Annotated in this window: 15 protein-coding genes; 1 reads left to right on the top strand and 14 read right to left on the bottom strand. The window is 44.0% G+C overall.

What is annotated here, in order from left to right; translation table 11 throughout:
- Positions 1-13: 13 nt before the first annotated feature.
- The 13 genes from V9W66_RS16110 to V9W66_RS16050 all read right to left on the bottom strand — a co-directional run bounded on the left by V9W66_RS16110 (position 14) and on the right by V9W66_RS16050 (position 16,678).
- On the bottom strand, positions 14-1,600 hold the full coding sequence (locus tag V9W66_RS16110) for a response regulator transcription factor (protein ID WP_144092757.1): 1,587 nt from the start codon (positions 1,598-1,600) through the stop codon (positions 14-16).
- On the bottom strand, positions 1,600-3,339 hold the full coding sequence (locus V9W66_RS16105) for a cache domain-containing sensor histidine kinase (protein WP_144092756.1): 1,740 nt from the start codon (positions 3,337-3,339) through the stop codon (positions 1,600-1,602). Before V9W66_RS16105 ends, V9W66_RS16110 begins: the two co-directional genes overlap by 1 nt.
- A gap of 134 nt (positions 3,340-3,473) precedes the next feature.
- On the bottom strand, positions 3,474-4,841 hold the full coding sequence (locus V9W66_RS16100) for an MFS transporter (RefSeq protein ID WP_243121595.1): 1,368 nt from the start codon (positions 4,839-4,841) through the stop codon (positions 3,474-3,476).
- A gap of 304 nt (positions 4,842-5,145) precedes the next feature.
- The gene (locus tag V9W66_RS16095; RefSeq protein ID WP_144092752.1) at positions 5,146-6,093 is read right to left on the bottom strand and encodes a substrate-binding domain-containing protein; all 948 of its coding nucleotides are present in this window, start codon (positions 6,091-6,093) and stop codon (positions 5,146-5,148) included.
- Positions 6,094-6,212: 119 nt separating this feature from the next.
- Complete coding sequence (locus V9W66_RS16090; RefSeq protein WP_144092750.1) at positions 6,213-7,364, bottom strand: iron-containing alcohol dehydrogenase; 1,152 nt, start codon at positions 7,362-7,364, stop codon at positions 6,213-6,215.
- A 138-nt stretch (positions 7,365-7,502) separates the two neighbouring features.
- Entirely contained in the window at positions 7,503-8,288 is a 786-nt protein-coding gene (locus V9W66_RS16085; RefSeq protein ID WP_118513342.1) for a 5-deoxy-glucuronate isomerase, read from the bottom strand.
- 16 nt (positions 8,289-8,304) lie between these two features.
- Complete coding sequence (gene iolD, locus V9W66_RS16080; RefSeq protein ID WP_144092748.1) at positions 8,305-10,236, bottom strand: 3D-(3,5/4)-trihydroxycyclohexane-1,2-dione acylhydrolase (decyclizing); 1,932 nt, start codon at positions 10,234-10,236, stop codon at positions 8,305-8,307.
- Between the two features lie 18 nt (positions 10,237-10,254).
- On the bottom strand, positions 10,255-11,289 hold the full coding sequence (gene iolC, locus V9W66_RS16075; protein ID WP_144092746.1) for a 5-dehydro-2-deoxygluconokinase: 1,035 nt from the start codon (positions 11,287-11,289) through the stop codon (positions 10,255-10,257).
- A gap of 410 nt (positions 11,290-11,699) precedes the next feature.
- Positions 11,700-12,728, bottom strand: coding sequence for a LacI family DNA-binding transcriptional regulator (locus V9W66_RS16070; protein WP_144092744.1), 1,029 nt, complete (start codon positions 12,726-12,728; stop codon positions 11,700-11,702).
- Between the two features lie 138 nt (positions 12,729-12,866).
- Positions 12,867-14,258 carry a nickel pincer cofactor biosynthesis protein LarC gene (gene larC, locus V9W66_RS16065; RefSeq protein WP_144092742.1) on the bottom strand — a complete coding sequence of 464 codons (1,392 nt, stop codon included), beginning with the start codon at positions 14,256-14,258 and terminating at the stop codon, positions 12,867-12,869.
- Entirely contained in the window at positions 14,259-15,002 is a 744-nt protein-coding gene (gene larB / locus V9W66_RS16060; RefSeq protein ID WP_144092740.1) for a nickel pincer cofactor biosynthesis protein LarB, read from the bottom strand. It lies immediately after the preceding gene.
- Positions 15,003-15,151: 149 nt separating this feature from the next.
- A complete protein-coding gene (locus tag V9W66_RS16055) occupies positions 15,152-15,889 on the bottom strand; it encodes an ABC transporter ATP-binding protein (protein WP_144092738.1) in 738 nt (245 codons plus the stop codon).
- Positions 15,890-15,901: 12 nt separating this feature from the next.
- Positions 15,902-16,678, bottom strand: coding sequence for an ABC transporter permease (locus V9W66_RS16050; protein ID WP_144092736.1), 777 nt, complete (start codon positions 16,676-16,678; stop codon positions 15,902-15,904).
- Positions 16,679-16,983: 305 nt separating this feature from the next.
- Here V9W66_RS16050 and V9W66_RS16045 point away from each other — a divergent pair, with 305 nt between their 5' ends.
- On the top strand, positions 16,984-18,732 hold the full coding sequence (locus tag V9W66_RS16045; protein WP_439362789.1) for an IS1634 family transposase: 1,749 nt from the start codon (positions 16,984-16,986) through the stop codon (positions 18,730-18,732).
- Positions 18,733-18,965: 233 nt separating this feature from the next.
- On the opposite strand, the gene eno is transcribed toward V9W66_RS16045, so the two are convergent.
- Positions 18,966-20,261: a phosphopyruvate hydratase gene (eno, locus tag V9W66_RS16040; protein WP_144093251.1), complete on the bottom strand. Its 1,296-nt coding sequence runs from the start codon at positions 20,259-20,261 to the stop codon at positions 18,966-18,968.
- Positions 20,262-20,799 lie beyond the last annotated feature (538 nt).

The following is a 20,799-nucleotide window of genomic DNA, read 5'->3' as shown; positions in this document are numbered from 1 at the left end:
TCAGCACCTCTTTCTATGATAATCCGGATTCTTTTCTGTATTCCGCAGGACTTAAGCCCGTAAACTTCTTAAATGTCTTGGAAAAATAATGATAATCTCCAAAACCGGAACGCAACGCCACATCCTTAACTTTACAGTTCGTCTCTGAAAGAAGCTTCTTTGCACAGTCGATCCGAATCTCCTGTACATAATTGGAAAAACCGATCTTCATCTCCTGTTTGAAAAGATAACTGAGATAAGCAGGATTCACCTCCGCCGCATCTGCTGCATCCTGAAGGCTGATCGGCGCTTCATAATGTTCCCGGATAAACTCCAGTGCTTTTTTCACAGCAGCAGAGATTCCCTCCGGAACAGCATCCTCTTCCCCCACAAAAAGCTGTGAAATACAGGCACTGCCCTTTTCCCTGAATTTCTCAAAGCTTTCGATATCTCCATACCAGATGGGCTCTTTCTCAATTCCGGCTGTCTGATTCAATTTCTTAAGCCACTGTACCAGAAGTCTTCCATCGGTATAGCGATCCTGACAGTCAGCGAGAACCTGTGTCCAGAGCTCCTCCGCTTTCTTTCGGTCTTTCCCTGCCTTCAGCCTGGATATCTGCCCTTCCAGCTTCTCAGCACTTTCCGGCAGAACACTGTCCGCTTTCTTCCGCCCCTCAAAATAAAGGATCTCTTTTTTCTCATAAAAATGCAGCTTCATCATTTCTCTGGCCTGCTGATAAGCCTGGCGGATCCCATCCTCTCCCATGCTGACACTGCTGACACTGATACCAAAATCACAAAGATCCTCCTGACAGTGCCGGTAGCAGATCGCTGCTGCCTCAGTCAGTCTCTGCTGCATAGCCGATGTCCTGCAGTCTCCGGAAAGATCAAGAAAACAGCAAAAAATCCCTGCGCCAAGATAGACCACTTCCGTAAATTCACTTTCTGTCCCAAGAAGCTCCTCCGTACGTTCCAGCAGTCTGTGACGGAAATGATGGGAATACTGTTCCACTTCCAGCGGCGTCCATTGTCTTTCCCTCTCTGCCCAGTTCTCCATAAACATACAGATCACAGCACTGTTAAAATATTTCCCGGCGATTCCGGCTTCCACACGCTTTTCCTCACGTGCCTGATTTTTCAGCATCCCCGAGATCAGTCCGTTAAAAAAATAATACTTCAGAGCGTGACTTCCCAGATGGATCAGCTTTCTCGTCCGTGCCTGTTCCTGGCTTTTTTTTCTGCGGTTCTCGATCAGCCGGGCTGATTTTTCCAGAGTATCATAAAGACTGTCCCCATCCAGACTGTTCTTTAATACATATTCATCCGCCCCAAGGCGCATGGCCTCTTTTACATATTCAAAATCATCATGACAGCTGAGCACGATAATATAGATATCCCTGTTTTCCTCACGGATCTTTCTGATCAGCTCAATTCCATCCATCACAGGCATGGTAAGATCCGTCACAAGAACATCGATTTTTTCTTTCTGAAGGAATCCATAAGCTTCCTCCCCGTCTTCTGCATCATCCACGATCTCATATCCTGCTTTTTCCCAGGAATCCAGGGTTTTGAGATAGCTCCTTACAAGAAAATCATCATCTGCCACCAGTGTTCTGTACATTAATTATTTCTCCCTTCTTCAGGCATATCATAGATCGCAGGCAGAAATACCGTGACCTCCGTACCGTTTCCACTGCTTACGTATTCCATTCCTCCCTGTGTCCCGTAATAAAGCTCCAGGCGTTCTTTTACATTTGGAATCCCCACTGCGGAAAGTCCGTTTGTTTTTTTTGCATGACTGTTAAAAAGATCTCGGATCTGCTCTTTTGTCATTCCTCTGCCGTTATCCTTTACTATGAGGATCAGCTTTCCTTCACTTACGTTTCCGCTGATCCAGATTTTTCCTGTTTGCCGCTTGATGTCGATCCCGTGAAGAAGAGCATTCTCCACAAGCGGCTGAAGGATCAGTCTCGGAATATAGCACCGGTATGCTTCCTCAGAGATCTCATATTTCACCTGAAAGCTTCCCTGATAGCGAAAATCCTGCAGATGGATATAATTTTTCAGTATATGGATCTCATCGGCAACAGAAAGGAAGCTTCCCTTTTTGTTGATACTGGCCTGCAGAAGCTCCACGAAATCTCCAATAAGCCCCGCCAGCTCTTTTTCTCCTTTCAGAAATGCCGCAAATTTGATGGAGTTCAATGTATTATACATAAAATGCGGTGTGATCTGATACTGCAGTGCTTCCAGCTCTGCATCTTTTTTCTGCTGTTCCTCTTCGATCACCTGGGCGATCAGAGCTTCGATATAATCCAGCATGTGGTTGAATTCTTTTCCGAGGGTTCCGATCTCATCAGCAGTAGTCACTTCTGTACGGAGGCTCAGATCTCCCTCACCAATCTTCTCAACCGTGCCAGTCATGGATCTGAGCGGTCCGCAGACTACTCTGGAGAGCCACAGTGCCAGCAGCACAGCTGCCACAAAAACTGCACCAAATATTCCGATCAGAAAGAGCCGCATCCGGGAAAGTCCGCTTAAAACTTCTTTTTTCGGTACCTCCAGATATAAGCCACAGTCTGAAAAGCTACCTCTGCTGAAAAAAGAGATCACACCGTTTTTTTCTGCATAGCCTTCCATTTTCGGAATATTTTGGTCTGTAATCTCCGGAAATGTTTTTCCAATGTCACTGTAGTCTCCGGATGTCACGATTTCATCATTTCTGTCTACCAGAACTATTCTGGTGATCTTTTCATCATTGACAGCTTCCAGATATTCGTAATAAATTGCCCGTTCCCTGATATCTGCGACAACATACCCCAGAATCTCTCCGTTATCATCCTCTACCTTCTGGATCACAGAAAGAAAGCTGACGTTTTCATGGATCGGAGATTCCACAAGAACCGGAAAGGAATCCAGTTCCTGTATTTTTTCCAATTCCTCGATATGTTCTCCTGAAATCCCCTGCTTGTTTACCGGAAATTCCTCAGAAGTCACAGCCATTTTTTTGTCTGGAAAGACAAAGTAAAGGGAGTTGATATCTTTATATTCCCGACTGTGTTCCCGGAGAAACACGGCCATATTTTCCAGGCTGTTTTCATTTCCTGTACAGCTGTATTCCTTCGCATTATTCCGTATATCTGTATCCCAGGCAGTTCTCGTATTCACATAATAAATCTCTTTCAGGGATTCGTCCAGATCTTTTATAGTCTGCCGCATCCGTTCATACAGGATACCTGAATAATTTTCTTCGATCATCCCTGCTGCCCGAAAATAAAATACCACCGCAAGAGAACAGGCAGTAAACATGGTTACTGTCAGGATCGCCAGTAATATCTTTGCCCGGATACTTTTTAACATAGAACTCCTCCCTTCCGTAAAGCGGATATACGCCTCTCTATGCTATATGCCCATAAACGCAGGAAACAGCAGGAGTATCCTACCCCTGCCTGATTTCCTGTTTGCGGTTGAATATATGTTTTACAATAAAATGTTTATAACTGTCCGTGTGCCTCGCGCTCGGTAAGCTCCTGCATGATCGCCGGATACATTTTGTCAAGCTTATATCCGAAGAGCGTTACAATGATCACTGCTGCAATGAGGATCGGTCCAAATTTATAAAGAGAAACGATCATCTCCAGTGCTGTTTCCGGCTGTGCAGTTATTCCTGCAGATGAACTTACATATCCGGAACTGCTTAAAAGACCTGTGATCACTGCGGAGGCAATACCTGCGCCAACTTTTGTTCCGATGGAACCGCCTGCAAAGATCAGACTTTCCTGACGGATATGGTTTTTCCACTGTCCGAACTCTACTACATCACCAACCATACTGAATACAACTGCGTTCAGTGGAGCAAGTCCGATGGCACGTGTGACACAGCTCATAACCATGAAGCCGAAGCTGTATGGATTCAGGAAAAACAGAATCTGGCCGACAAGTGCAACAAATCCGCCGACAAATGCGATATTTCTTTTTCCGAATTTCTTGATCAACGGTGAGCAGATGAAGATTCCCACTACCAGAACCAGGGTTTCTGTAAGGAACAGTGCGCTGTACATCCATGTATCATTGTTGAAAATATATTTGCAGTAGTACGGAAGAATGGTTCCTGTGATCGTAAAGGATACACTCTGTACTGTCCACAGAAGCATTACTGCCCAGAAATACTGATTTGCAAAAAGTGCCTTCAGCATTGTCGGAATCGGAAGCTTCTCATCTTTCTTTCTTGCTTCGATCTGAACCTTTTCCTCACATTTGAAGAAACAGAGAAGCAGAAGTGCAAGTGCAAGCACTGCCCATACACTCATAACCTTGATCCACGCAGCCTGGTCATTCCCCAGAAGCTTAACAAGCGGCAGTGTACAGGTTGCTGCAACGATCTTTCCGAGAGGTGACAGTCCCATTCTCAATACACTGAGTTTATCTCTCTCTGATGATTCGCGGATCATCATTGAAGAAAGGCTTCCATATGGAAGATTGATCGCTGTATAGCATATGGTCGTACAGAAGTTATAGGTTACAAAGAGATACAGAAACTGAAGCATCCCTGTTGTACGCGGCACTGTGAAAAGCAGTACTGCTGACAGCGCAAACGGAATGCTCATCCACAGAAGCCAGGGTCTTGATTTTCCCCATTTGGAATTGGTCCGCTCTACAATGACACCCATGACCAGATCGGAAAATCCATCAAAGCATCTGGAAAGTAACATTACCAGTCCTACTGTTGCTGCGCTTATCCCTACATAATCTGTGTAAAACAGCGTCAGCAGTGTTCCGATCATTCCGAACACAATATTACATCCTACATCTCCTCCAGCATAACACAGCCCTGTTGATACCGAAAGTTTTTTCTTCTCCATCTTATTATCCCGCCCTTTCATTTCTTTTCGATTTTTATTTTCGCTTTCCTTTTGATGATTCTATTTTATCGAAAATACGGGATTATCATAGTATGAGAAATTTTAGTTTTTTCGGTATTATTTTTACCTGACTGTTAAATCTGTACCAAAGTTTTTCTGATTCTGATATCTCTACATCCTTCTTTTGTCCTATTTTTATGTTTTGTGTTTTATTTTTGGATACCAGCCTGACTTTTTACCGAATCAGTCAATGCCTCTGCCGGATTGTAAAAAATAATAAGCAGCGGATGGAAACCTGCTTGTATCAGGGATGAGAATGTCCGTCATCCTTCATATATGTATCGATATTTTCTTCGGTAAGCACCCGGGAATCCAGAATCTCATCTTCTCCTGTTCCCTCTCCCTCCAGATCCTTCACAATATACCGGATGGTTTCATAACCGATCTGATAACCGGACTGTGCGCCAAGCGCCACGATACGCCCATCCTGAACCGCTTTCAAGGCATCTTCCTGAGCATCTACGGAAACAATAGAAATCTCCCGTCCTTCAGTTGCCTCTGAAAGCCCCAGGGCCGTCACTGCACTTGTGGCCATGATTCCGTTAAGATCCGGATACTTCACCAGGATCTCATCCACATCCTTCTGGGAAACCCGCATATTGCTGTATCCGTTCCGAACCATTTCAATGGTGATCCCAGGCTCTTTTTCCATATATTTTTCAAATCCGGCAACACGCATCCGGTGTCCGGCCTGCTTAAAATCACCGGCGATCACGCCAATCTTTCCTTTATGATCCAGAGCCTTTGCAAGCTGCTCGCCCAGCTCATAGCCTAGTTTTTCATTGTCAATTCCAATATAAGGGATTTCTGAATCCTCTATGGGAGTATCACAGGCATATACAGAAATCCCCTTTTCTCTTGCGAAATTTAAATAATCTTCGCATTCATAGGAATCTATAGGAGAAACTGCCATCGCCTTGATATCGGTTTTCAGAAGATCCCGGATCATATTTTTCTGAACCTCTTCTTCTGTTTCGGAATCCGGGGACAGGATTACCACATCTGCATGATATTTTTCTGCCGCATCTTTCATTCCGTCGCAGACAGACAACCAATATTCACTGCTTTTAGATTTTGTAACAACACCGATCGTTACCTGCTCTTCTTCTGTTTTCCTTGCAGAAGACCCGCATCCGGAAAGGCTGCAAACTCCTATGACTGCCACCAGAATACAGATATACTTTTTTCTCATGAAGGATATGCCTCCTTTTCTTTTGCAGCTGTATTTACCACGGGAAAAAAGACTCCGGAGCCTTTTTCTCCGGTCCGGAGTCTTTTCCTATCTGGCAATGCAGGGTTTACATTTACATTTTACCAGAGTTTTCTGTAGATTTCTTTTACTTCCTCTTCTGTTACATCACGCATGGTATTCTGAGGACTTCCACTGTCCATGGCATCATGTGCCATTTTGTCGATGACGTTGAAGAACTCTTCTTTATTGATACCGAACTGCTCCAGAGTCGGAGTATCCAGTTCATTTACAAGTGCCTCTACTGCTTTCAGGAATTTCTCAGCCGCTTCCTGATCAGAATCAGTTGCATCCGCCACACCAATATCACGTCCCAACGCTCCGAATCTGTCGTATGCTCCGGGAAGCGCAAAGGTAAGGCACTCCTTCAGAAGCATGGCATTGGAAAGTCCGTGTGCTACATGGAACAGTGCTCCGATCGGACGGCTCATTCCATGGATAATGGTAACAGATGCATTGTTAAATGCGATTCCTGCCTCAAGAGCAGCGACAGACATCTGTACACGGGCCTCTTCATTCTTTCCGTCTTTATATGCAACCGGAAGGTATTTAAAGATCCTCTTTACTGCAGATACTGCAAAAGTATCGGAAAGTATCTGTGCTTTTCTGGATGTATAAGCTTCCACACAGTGGCAAAGTGCATCAAGACCTGTTGCTGCTGTGATCTTTGGAGGTGCAGTCATAGTAAACTGCGGGTCGATAATGGCAAGATCCGGCATGAGAACTTTGCCTTTAAGAAGCATCTTGATGTCTTTTTTGGTATCCGTGATGATCGTGAACTGTGTTGCCTCAGATCCCGTTCCTGCTGTGGTAGGGATTGCTGCCATTGGCGGCATCTTTACATCGATCACTTTTCCCATGTAGTCGGAAATGCTTCCACCGTTTACTACCAGTGAGCCGATGGCTTTCATGGAGTCAATGGGGCTTCCGCCTCCCAGAGCTACCAGGAAGTCACAGTTCTCATCCTTATAGATCTGTAAGCCTTTTTCGATCATGGTATCTGTTGGCTCACCACAGATGTCAGAATAAATGCTGTATTCAATGCCCTGATTTGTCAGCGCCTTCTCAACTTTTGCACAGTTTCCCAGGTCGATCATTACTTTATCGGTTACGATCAGAGCTTTTTTACCAAGGAGTTTCAGTGCTCCTTCTGCCATGTCCAGTGCTCCGGAACCGGAAATAATTTCTCCAGGTACAATAAATTCTCTTGCCATTGTCAAAATCTCCCTTCAGTCAGTACAATTTTTTTCATAATAGCAGCAGGTCTACTGCTGTCCGCTCCTCACGGACAACAGCATTCTCCTCTTCCTGCTGCCTGTTATTTACGATCCAGTATCAGTATTTCCGAATCCTTAAAACTCGGCGTCATGAAGCCAGGTATATCTCTCATCCTCGCAGCGGTCTGTCTGCAGCCACGGATTTCCGTCAATGTGGCGAATCATCCAGCATGTATACATCTGATATCCAGGTGCAACTGCCTGCGGATGAAGCTCTCCTCCTGGAATTGCGGAAAAGCTCTCGTCTGTACTCTTAAATACCTGATCACCGACAAAGCTTGCTCCAAATCCTTCCGGATGATCAAATTTGAAAAAGTATGTCTCAGGCTGCGGATGTCTGTGCGGCAGGTATCCGGACCAGTTTCCTCTGTCATTGAGAACCTCGCCAAGTACCATATTGGACTCCGGTGAAATGTCGTGATCAAAAATCGTGTTTACTCTTCTCTTTGCCACGTTTCCGAATTTTCCTACGCTGGAATATCCCCATGGAGCGTCTTCCGGTTTGTAAAGCCTTGCACCGAAATCTTTCTCATTCTTTGTGCACTGGACAAGGATCTGTGACTCCGCATTTGCCACAACTGCGATCTCAGTTCCTGTACATCCGTGAACGCACCAAGGACCCTCTGTGAACACATCTTTTCTGGTTGCTGCTGCTTCGTTTCCGTTCCATTTATAGGTGATATTTCCGGAGAGGAGGAGAACTGCTGTCTCCTCACCCTCTCTTAAAAATGTTCTTGTCTCCCCTGCCTTCATACGGTAAACACGGATGTCCATCATCATGGCCTTGTACTCATTATCGTATGTTGTAAGAATCTTTTCGCCTTTTTCGTCATATTCCGGATAACCAAATACTTTACTCATTTTCTTACCTCCCAGATTAGTACAGTCTTGCCTCTTCACGGCCTTTCATAACTCCTTCGCAGGCCTTTCTTACACTTTCTTTCTCAGATGTTGTTGCGATTCCTACATCCCACCAGGACTCATATCCGTCTGTCATGGTCTTCGGGATAACCTTCAGATCAAAGAGGCATGCGATCTCCTGCTTTTTGGCATCTTCCAGAGCGTCTACCAGCTCCTGGATGGTGCGGCAGGTATAGGTCTTCAGACCATAGCCTTCGCCGATCTTTGCATAATCTACAGGGATCAGATCTCCGGTCGGTTTCTTGCCGTCTGTATAACGGAACTCTGTTGCAAGGCTTCCGATTCCGTGGTTCATCTCAAGGTTGTTGATGCAGCCAAATCCGCAGTTATCGAATATCATGATATTGACTTTCTGTCTCTCCTGCATGATAGTCATGATCTCACTGTGGAGCATCTGGAAGCTGGAATCTCCAACTACGCAATATACTTCATTATCCGGCTCTGCAAATTTCACACCGAGGGTAGCGGCAACCTCATATCCCATACAGGAATATCCGTACTCTGCATGATATCCGCCACGTTTGTCTGTTCTCCACATACGCTGCATACAGCTTGGAAGGGAACCGCCTGCTGTGATGATGGTTGCATCTTTGTCGATAGTTCTGTTGATGGCTGCAAGTGCTGCTGTCTGTGTGATCTTTCCGTTTGTAAGCTTTACATATTCCGGAATCGTACGAGGATCTCTTGCCTTGATCAGCGGCTCAAAATCATCTCCTGTGTACTCAATGCTTCCAAGGCGCTCCATCTCTTTATCCCATGCAGCTTTTGCTTTCTCGATCTCACCTGTGTATGCAGATTTATATCCTCTTGCACGAAGCTTTTCTGCTAGTGCTTCTACGGTAACTTTTGCATCACCCACTGCTTTTACTGCATCCATCTTGTATGCGTGGAATCTGCAGTTGTTGATACTTACAAACTGAACATCCTCATTCCGGAACAGATGCTTGGAGCTTGTTGTAAAGTCAGACATTCTGGAACCGATAGAAATTACCACGTCTGCGTCTTTACCGATGATGTTGGAAGCGTAGGTTCCTGTTACACCGATACCGCCAAGACAGTACGGATTGCCGGACTGGCAGGCACTCTTTCCGGCCTGTGTCTCGCCGAATGGGATCTTGAATTCCTCGCAGAATTTCTCAACAGCTTCTCCGGCTTCTGAGTAACGGACACCACCACCAACAACGATAAGCGGTTTCTTCGCTCCTGCAATGACCTCTGCCACATCCTCAAGCTCTTCCTCTACTGCAACCGGTCTTGTGATCCTGTGCACTCTCTTCTTGAAGAAGTACTCCGGGAAATCAAAGGACTCACCCTCAACATCCTGGCAAAGTGCGATGCAGCATGCACCTGTTTCAGCCGGATCTGTAAGAACTCTCATTGCATTGATCAGAGCGGTCATGACCATCTCCGGTCTTGTGATCCTATCCCAGTATTTGCAGACTGGCTTGAATGCATCGTTCGTACTGACGGCAAGGCTGCTGCTCTGCTCCAGCTGCTGGAGAACCGGGTCAGGCTGGCGAGATGCAAAAGTATCTGCCGGGAATACAAGAAGCGGAATATTATTTACAGTTGCTGTTGCACATGCTGTTACCATATTTGCAGCTCCAGGTCCGATGGAGGAAGCGCATGCAATGATTTTTTTGCGGTTGCTCTGTTTTGCAAAAGCGGTAGCAACGTGACACATACCCTGCTCATTTCTTCCCTGAAGAACCTTCAGCTGTCCCGGATTTGTATCCAGTGCCTCACCAAGTCCTACAGCAATACCGTGTCCGAAGATCGTGAAAAATCCTTCTACGAATTTTGTCTCCACTCCGTCCATGGAAACATACTGATTATCCAGAAATTTCACAATTGCCTGTGCAGTTGTCATTCTTACTGTCTTTGCCATTTTTTCCACTCCTTTTCTTTATACTCTTGCGATCATTTCGCCGAATTTTTCTTTTTCATCTTTAATGAATGCGTGAACTTCATCCGGTCCCGGAAGGGAATCGGAGCAGTTGTTGCTCTTAACCATCATGGATGCCTCAGCAGAACCAAACTCCAGGCAGTCAATGATCTCCCAGCCCTGATACAGTCCATACAGGAATCCGGAGCCGTATCCGTCGCCGCCGCCGAAGCCTTTTCTTGCCTCAACCGGGAATGGCTTGATGCTGAACTTCTGTCCATCAACTGTGTAGGCTGTGGAACCCTTCATACCGTGTTTGATGACAACGATCTTTGCATTTTTTGCCTGCCAGTAAGCTGCGCTCTCCTCATCAGTCATGCCTTCTCTGATCAGTTTCTCTGTAAGGTCAAACTCTTCTCTGGAGCCCATGATGATGTCAGCTTCCTTAGCTACGATGGAATAGTAGATGGAAATCTCATCTGCATTCTTCCAGTTGTACTCTCTGTAATCAATATCAAAAATGATCTTTGTGTTTACTTTCTTAGCAAGCATAACTGCTTTGATCGCTGCTTCTCTGGAAGGGCTCTCTGCAAGAGCAGTTCCGGAAATGAGGATCGCTTTTGCATTTTTGATATAATCCTCGTGGATGTCGTCTACATGAAGCTGCAGATCTGCGATACGGTTACGATACATGAGGATACTGCTTTCCTTTGGAGAAAGCATCTCGGTAAAGGTAAGTCCCAGCTTCTCTCCGTTTGTACATTTTGTGATCTGTGAGGTATCGATTCCTCTCTCATCAAAATAATCTACAACATACTCACCGAACTGATCATCAGAAACCTTTCCGATAAATCCTGCTTTCAGGCCATGCTTGGTAACACCTACAGCGATGTTTGCAGGAGATCCTCCTACAAATTTCTCAAACATATGTACCTTCTTCAGGGGTTTGAACTCCTCCTTTACCTGATCGTTGTAAGCAGGATTAAAATCAATGGCAACTCTTCCAAGGAGCACCAGGTCCATTGGTCTGGATTCATCAAATTCGATATACTTCATGATCTTACCTCCGTTTGTTTGATGGTTTATTTTTTACTTCTTTTTTGTGTGCTTTTTTGCTTTGCGTGCTTTTTTTCTTTTATTTAGCGTGCTTTCTTGCGTGTTTCTTATGATGTTAATATAGCACTGTTTTACAATTTGGGCAAGTACTTCTTTTCATTTTTCTTTTTTTCAGTTATTCTATACAATTTTTGTAGTTTTGTTTTGTTCAAAGTAGCTATTATCTGCATATGCATTTGCGTGTTGATATTTTTAGCACGCTATTAGCACGCAATCAAATGTATCCAGACAGTTGTTTTCTTGGAATCTATATTTCATATCGTAGTATCTTACAGATTTCCTGTAATATAAAAAAGCCTGCAGTTTTCATCCTGCAGACTATTTTATATGATACTTTGCACAATACATGTTCAAAGGTTATATTTTGTTTTGATCTTGATATCTGTAAAGAGATATTCTCTCTCCGGCTCCTGTCCTTTTGTCAGGATATCCGCCAGGATCCTTGGCGGTTCATACCCCTGGACATATCCATTCTGGTCGATCAGAAAATCCACATGATCATTCTTCAGTGCCTGTTCATTCTTGGGAGTCTGATCGTAGATCACAACGTAGGGCCTGCGGTCAAGTCTCAGCTTTTCAAATGCCTTACCTACTCCTGCCTGGCCTCCGGATACCACCAGGATCCCGCTGATCCCTGAAGTACTCATCATGGCATTTTCTATAATGTGCTCCACCTCAGCTGCTTCATCAAAGCTTCCGTGAACACCTGCAATCTCCAGATGAGGAAAAGCCCGCTTGGCTTCCTCCACAAAGCCATCCACTCGCTGATTATCAACATGATTGCTGAAATATCCGGTGATGATCAGGATCTTTCCGATTCCTCTTGTCAGCATTCCAAGGAGTCCGGCCGCAGTACGTCCGCTCTTGCGGTTATCCATTCCCACAAAACAGGTTCTTCTCGTTCCTACAATATCAGAGTTAAAGGTTACTACTGGGATATTCTTCTCTTCGATCAAAGCGTTCAGTTTCTCCCGGACAGCCTCACTGTCTACCGGCATGACCGCAAGTCCCCGGATTCCCTCCTGTTCCAGTTCCTTAATAGCCTGCAGCTGTTCCTCTTCATCAACGGAAAGCCCCTCTTTCAGAATCAGCTGGATTCCTTTTTCTTTCAGTTCCACGGCTGCCTTCTCAATACCACGGTTTACTTCCTGCATAAAAGAAGATCTGGCAAGCTGTGTCACCACTCCGATCTTCAGTCTTTCATCTTTAGCTATTCTGGAATGTTTCCGTTCTTTCTGTACATATCCCATCTCGTCCGCCAGACGGCAGATTCTCTCTGCCACCTCCGGATTGATCCGTCCTCTGTGGTTCAATGCTCTGTCCACGGTTCCCCTGGAAACCCCTGCCTGTTCTGCAATCTGCTGTATTGTTACCGCCATAAATCCTTCTCCTGCCTCTGCCTTACTGTGTCGTTGCCAACTGTTCTGTCCGGCAATAATCTTTCTATATACATTTATATAGTTTTTTCGAAAAGGTGTCAATATGTAAGTGCATTATACAAGGCAACCAACTCTATCTTATCCCCGCACAGCCATATGATATGCTTCTTTATAAGAAATCCCTGTTTTTTCACAAAGTTTTTTTACGCTTTCGTATTCCGGATAATAATATTCCTGTCCGTCAAAAGTGCAGACCTTCACTTCTACATTTCCCAGCGGGGTTGTAACCGTTCTTTTCTCTCTTTTCAGAATGGTTCTCTCCATCTCCTGGCGACGGATCCCAATGGTTGTTGTTTCTCTGAAAATGATCTGCTCCATCGCTGAAACCTGTTCTTTTTTACATAGAACGGTAAGCAGCCATGCCGGACGGTTTTTCTTCATAAACACAGGCATGTAATTGGCCTCTCTGGCTCCTGCCTCATACAGAAGCTCCATAACATAGCCAAGCGTTTCTCCTGTACAGTCATCAATGTTGGATTCCAGCCTTATAATGGTGTCTGTTTCCGTACAAGCATCATTGCCTGAAGCCTCATCCCCGGATTCCCGGATCAGCATGGCACGGAGAATTCCCGGGCACTCATACTGGCGCTTGCCTGCTCCGATACCGATCTTCTCCACCGTAAAATCTTCAGGCAGTTTTTCTGATGTAAGGAATGCAGCCACAATGGCTGCTCCTGTAGGCGTTATCAGTTCACCCTGCACCGATGTGATATGCAGCTTCAGCTGATGAGCACTTACAATATTACTTACCGCCGGTACCGGCACCGGAAGGATTCCGTGCTGACAGCGAATCGTTCCGCTACCCTCACAAAGTCTTGGAACGATCACTTCCTCCACATCCAGATCATCCATACAGATTGCAGCAGAAAGAATATCCACAATGGAATCCACTGCACCCACTTCATGGAAATGGACCTGATCCACCGGTACATTATGGGCTTTTGCTTCTGCCTCGGCAAGAATCTTAAAAATCCTTTTTCCATAGGATTTTGCACGATCTGTCATATCTGCATGGTCGATAATCTCCATGATCTCGTTAAGGCCACGGTGTTCATGGTGATGGTGTCCGTGGTGGGAATGCATCGTTTCTGTATATGTATGACTGTTTCCATAGGTTTCCTGTACATGATGTTCATGAGAATGGGGATGCTCATGGACTTCCAGGGCTTCATGACTATGTTGATAATGATGTTCCCCATGATCCTGGCTGTGAGAATCTCCATCATGCCCATACAGATATTTCATATCATGATCATGATTCTCATGATCATGATCCAGCAGTACATCAAAATCACAGGCATCGATCCCTGATTTCATCACACGGCTGATCTTTATGTCGAACCCTTTTACCGGCAGGCTTTCAAGAGCTTTCTCCAGTTTTTTCTGATCCGCCCCCAGATCCAGAAGAGCCGCAACTGTCATATCTCCGCTGATCCCGGAGGTACACTCCAGATATAATTTGTCTCTCATTTATTTTCCCTCCGCAAGCCGATTGATCTGGGTTGCCAGATATCCTGCCCCAAATCCGTTGTCAATATTTACTACTGCAATTCCGTTGGCACAGGAATTGATCATTGTCAGAAGTGCTGACAATCCATGAAAGCTGGCGCCATATCCCACAGAAGTAGGTACCGCGATCACCGGACGTTTCACAAGACCACCCATAACACTTGCCAGCGCACCCTCCATTCCTGCTACCGCAACCACACAGTTAGCCTCCTGGATGGTATCCAGCCTGGAAAAGAGTCTGTGCATACCACTGACTCCCACATCATAGATCCTCTCCACATGTGTGCCGAAATACTCTGCTGTCTGGGCAGCTTCCTCCGCAACAGAAATATCTGCTGTTCCGGCTGTACACACTGCCACCTTTCCGATATGCTCCTTCTCCTTTTCAATCTTCAAAATTCCGGAAACAGGATCATAAACCACATCAGGAAGAACCTTTTTTACCAGTTCATACTGATGTTCTGACGCCCTTGTTCCAAAAACTTCTCCATCTTCCTCATAAAGCTTCTGATAGATATTCAAAAGATGTTCGTCTGCTTTTCTCGCACAGTAAACTACCTCCGCAAAACCGGTCCTCGCTTTTCGGGTAGTATCCAGCTTCGCATAATCCATTTCTTCATATCCCTCTTTTTTCAGAAGGTCCTCTGCATGCTCCACAGAGAGCTGGCCTTTTTTTACCTCTTCAAGGATCTGCTGTAAAGTCATCTTTTTGCCTCCCTGTTTTCTTCGTAATATAATAACACAATAGCCAGACATTTGCATCATTTCCGCAAATCGTCTGGCTATCTGCTATTCAAACCGTTCACTGTCCGGTTCTTTTTATTTATGCGACTGCCTGGGCCACCTTCTGTTCTTTATCCGATCATCTCCGTATATTTGGCCGAGATCTCATCAATATCTCCATATGCGATCAATTTTCCTTTTTCAAGTATCATTGCTTTATTGCACAAGCGCTGTACCTGTTCCAGAGAATGGGATACAAACAGTACCGTAACGCCCTTATCAAACATACTTAAGACTTTCTTTTCACTCTTTTTCCGAAATTTGGCATCTCCTACAGAAAGGACTTCATCCAGGATCAGGATATCCGGTGATACCAGTGTGGCAATGGAGAATCCAAGTCTTGCCTTCATACCGGAAGAATAATTCTTAATAGGGACATCGATAAATTCCTTCAGTTCAGAAAACTCAACGATCTCATCAAATTTCGATTCCAGAAACTTCTTGGAATATCCGAGCATCGCACCATACAGAAAAATATTCTCACGTCCTGTATACTGCGAATCAAAACCGGCTCCCAGTTCCAGAAGGGGGACCAGACGGCCGTTTCGGACTACCTTGCCTTCGGTAGGCTTGAATACACCGGCAATTACTTTGAGCAGAGTACTTTTTCCCGCTCCATTAAGTCCCAGGATTCCTACACGGTCACCTTTTTTTACCTCAAAATCAACATTCTGAAGAGCCCAGAATTCATTATATTTAATTTCTTTTTTTAAGAATTTAATCACGTAATCCTTCAGGCTGTCTACCTTTTCTTTACTGAGATTAAACTTCATACTTACATTATCTACAACTACTGCAGGTTTTTCCATATTTTTCTCCTGTTAAATATAAAGGATAAACTCATCCTGTTTCTTCTTGAAACAGAACATTCCGATGGCGATCGTCACAAGGCTGAATAACAGTGCGTATGCCGCATAATGCAGGTTCATCGGCTCTCCGAACATTCCTGAACGAAAAACATCGATGGTACAGTACAGCGGATTATATTTCAGGATCCATGAAAAACCACTTTTCAGCAATCTGGACGGATAATAAAAGATCGCACAGGTATACATGATCAGCATCAGCGCTACTGACCACAGATATTCCATATCTCTGAAAAAAACGCCGATCGTAGCAAGGATCATTCCACAACCATAAGACAGCAGAAATACCAGGATCAACGCGATCGGGATCTGGAGCATATAAAGTGTCGGCTCCACACCAAGTACTGCTCCTACCGGAACCAGCACGATCAGCGAGATCAGGAAGATCACATAGTTAAAAAGTACACTTGACAGCGGATAGAGATATTTTGGCACATAAACTTTCTTGATCATTGCCGAATTCGCTCTTACTGATTTCAATGCCGCTTTTGTGGCACTGGAATAGAATGTGTACAGAAGACGTCCTGTCAGGATATATACAGGAAATGTCCGATCCTTGTTTCCGAACAGGGTACCGAATACGATCGTCAGTACGATCATAGTAAGCAGAGGCTCAAGAAGAGACCAGATGATACCAAGATAGGAACGTCTGTACTTCAGTTTGATTCCTTTTTTTACAAGCTCTCCCAGAAGAAACCTGTAACGCATAAAAGTATTTACGTATTCTTTCATAGCATCTCCAATATTCAATTTTATTTTTTCACACGGCTGTAAATCATAATATACTATTTTTATAAATCTGGCAACCTTATTTTCGCCAAAAAAAGGCACGCCAAAGCGCACCTTTTTGAGAAATGTGTTAGTTATGATCTTATCTCTTGATAGTCAAGCGGATATTCGCGGGAGTTTGACAGTTGAATAATTAAAAATCACCCTGCAGGCCTTATAAAACCTGCATTTTTTATGTCAATTTTTACGTTTTTATATGTACTTGTTTATAATAGTGTGGTATAATAAAAAAAAAGGATTTATTTATCATGTATATCGCAATCACAGGCAGTAAAAATAATAAAGATGTATATATTTATCGTTCTTTCCGCAAAGAAAACGGAAAAGCCTCTTCATGTATTTATAAAAAACTTGGGAAGTACAATGCCCTTCTGGAACAGTTTGATGGGAATGAAGACAAGTTGATGGTGTGGGCAAAGGAACAGGCAGCAAAAGAAACAGAACTTTATAAGCAGCATACCGGAAAAGTGTCTGTAGAGTTCTCCAAAGCGGCAACTATCCCTATGAATGAGCGTCGTTCTTTCAATGTTGGATATCTGTTTCTTCAGGAACTGTGCACTCAGCTCCGTTTAGACAAAGTCTGTCGAACAATCAAAAGCAGACATAAATTTAAATATGATCTGAATGCGATACTCACAGATCTCGTTTATGCCAGGATTCTTTCCCCAGCCAGCAAGCTAGCCAGCTATGAGTACTGTCAGTCTTTGTTGGAACCGCCTAAATACAGTCTCCAGGACGTATATCGTTCTCTTTCCGTGATTGCAGGGGAATCTGATTTTATACAGAGTGAACTTTATAAAAATACAAATTTCCTCTATCCAAGAAACGATCGTGTCCTTTATTATGACTGCACGAATTATTACTTTGAAATCGAAGAAGAAGATGATTTCCGACGCTATGGAAAAAGTAAAGAAAACCGTCCTAATCCAATCGTAACTATGGGATTGTTTATGGATGCAGACGGTCTTCCTCTTGCCTTCGACATCTTTCCGGGTAACCAGAACGAACAGACGACTTTGAAATCATTGGAGTCTAAAATCCTTCAAGATTTTAATTGTAGTGAATTCATTTACTGTTCGGATTCGGGACTTGGAAGTACATCCAACCGAAGATTCAATTCCTTAGGAAACCGTGCTTATATCATCACACATTCTTTGAAAAAAATGAAAAAAGAGGATCGTGAGATTGCTCTGAACCCGACTCAGTTCCGCAGGATCGGAGCGGATAAATTTATAGACATCCGTACGCTAGACGAATCAGATGAAGAAGTCTATAACACGATCTACTACAAGGAAGTACCAGTTGTTACAGGGGACATGGATGAGACTTTAATTGTCACTTATTCTCCTAAGTACAAAGCCTACCAGCGAAAGATCCGCACCCGACAAATTGAAAGGGCTGAACGGATAATCACAACACCTGGGCGCAAAAGAAAAGGGAAGAGCCAAAACGATCCTATGCGTTTCGTGAAAAAGACTTCCGTTACTACTGATGGTGAGATTGCTGAAAAACAAGTTTATGATCTTGATGAAGAACAGATCCAGAAAGAAGAAATGTATGATGGGTTTTATGCAGTTATCACAAACCTGGAAGGTGATGTTTCAGAGATCATAAGGATCAATAAACAACGTTGGGAAATCGAAGAAAACTTCCGGATCATGAAGACAGAATTCGAAGCAAGACCAATCTATGTCAGAAGAGAAGATCGGATAAAAGCCCATTTCATGACTTGTTACATCAGCCTTTTACTCTACCGTCTACTGGAAAAGAAACTTGGGAATCTTTATACAGCAGACCAGATATTGGAAACATTACGCTCTATGCAAATGACTCTGCTGAACACAGCGAGCGGATATATCCCCTCTTATACAAGAACCGAACTAACCGATGCCTTACATAAAATATTTGATTTTAGAACGGATCATGAATTCATTACTAAAGCAGATATGCGGACTCTCATCAAGAATACAAAACAGATAAAATCAAAGCAAGGATAATATAGTACATATCGCTGCAAAAAGAAAAACGGCCACAACACCCATATTTACTGGGTTTGTAGCCGTTTTGTCACCTTACAACTGTCAAAGATAGGAATATACTATTTTTATAAATCTGGCAACCTTATTTTCGCCAAAAAAAGGCACGCCAAAGCGCACCTTTTTGAGAAATGTGTTAGTTATGATCTTATCTCTTGATAGTCAAGCGGATATTCGCAATTGGATCAGGGCACTTACTTGATTCGGTTAAATGCCTGAAATCCCGGATATACTGCTGCATCACCAAGCTCTTCCTCAATACGGAGAAGCTGGTTATATTTTGCCACACGTTCGCTTCTGGAAGGAGCTCCTGTCTTAATCTGGCAGGTATTCAGTGCTACTGCAAGATCTGCGATGGTTGTATCCTCTGTCTCACCGGAACGATGAGAGGAAATCGCGGTATAACCAGCTTTATGTGCCATTTTGATAGCTTCCAGAGTCTCGGATACGGAACCGATCTGATTCAGTTTGATCAGAATAGAGTTTCCGCAGCCAAGACTAATGCCCTTCTCCAGACGCTCTGTATTTGTAACAAACAGATCATCACCTACAAGCTGTACTTTTCCTCCAAGTTCTTTTGTCATGATCTGCCAGCCTTCCCAGTCTTCCTCGTCAAGGCCATCCTCAATAGAATAGATTGGATATTTTTCGATCAGATTTCTCCAGTGCTCAACAAGCTCCGCAGATGTAAATTTCTTTCCGCATTTCGGAAGAACATACTCCCCCTTTTTGCTTCCTTTCCACTCACTGGATGCAGCGTCCATAGCAAGTACAAAATCTTTTCCAGGCTCATATCCTGCTTTTTTCACCGCTTCAAGGATGTACTCAATGGCTTCCTCATCGCTTCCAAGATCTGGTGCAAAACCACCTTCATCTCCAACGCTTGTTGCAAGGCCTTTTTCTTTCAGAAGTGCGGCAAGAGCATGAAATACCTCTGTACACCAGCGAAGTCCCTCTTTAAAGCTTGGTGCTCCTGCCGGCATGATCATGAATTCCTGAACATCAACAGTATTCGCAGCATGTGCACCACCGTTTAGGATATTCATCATCGGAACCGGAAGTCTGTTTCCGTTCACCCCACCAAGAAATCTGTAAAGGGGAATGTCAAGAGAAATCGCAGCCGCACGTGCGCACGCAATAGAAACCGCAAGAATGGCATTTGCACCCAGTTTTGATTTGTCCTTTGTTCCATCTGCTTTGATCATGGCAGAATCCACTGCATAAATATCAGATGCGTCCATTCCTGTCAGCGCATCATTAATTACTGTATTGATATTTTCAACGGCCTTTGAAACACCCTTTCCTCCAAAACGGCTTTTATCCTGATCTCTCAGCTCAAGTGCTTCGAATTCTCCTGTGGACGCTCCGCTTGGTGCTGCTCCTCTTCCGATAGTTCCATCTGCCAGATAAATCTCTGCCTCTACGGTGGGATTTCCTCTTGAATCAATGATCTCTCTTCCAATGACTTTCTCGATCTCTAAATATTCCATTTGATATTTATCCTCCTGTCTGGCCTTTTTGCCCTGTACGTAAGCCTTGCCCAGGCCACATTGTCAGGGAATTGCGGCCCACCACAATTATTTACGCAATAGTTAGAATCTACTAACTGTTTATAAGTTTACATTATCTAACTTTTGTAGTCAAGAGACGTTACTGCTATTTTTTTCTCAGTTACTCACCCTTTATTCCCGATGTCTTTTTCAGGTTACTATTCGCTGGTAATATTCCGCGAGGTGTTTTTTGTGAGCGAAGGTCACAGGAAACCCGAGACATACTGCGCGAATTTATGCGATCAGTATAAATTCTGTGCATCGCGAAGCGTTTTACTGAGAACGGAGTGAACAGTATCTTTTTCAGAATATTCAGAGGAAATGTGCAAATTTTACGTATTGACAAGTCTTTGCTGATTATGATATTATAACCGCCGGTATCAAGCGGATTTTCTCAAGCCGCTCTGTTACCTGCTTATAACCAAACAACTGCTTTGCAGTTTGATTTGGCCAAAAATCGAATATGGTTTATGACAAA

It is taken from the genome of Blautia massiliensis (ex Durand et al. 2017), from assembly GCF_051861785.1.
GTDB classification, from domain to species: Bacteria; Bacillota; Clostridia; order Lachnospirales; family Lachnospiraceae; genus Blautia_A; species Blautia_A luti_A.
The sequence above is the reverse complement of the archived record's forward strand: the minus strand, read 5'-3'. Positions and strand labels throughout refer to the sequence as shown.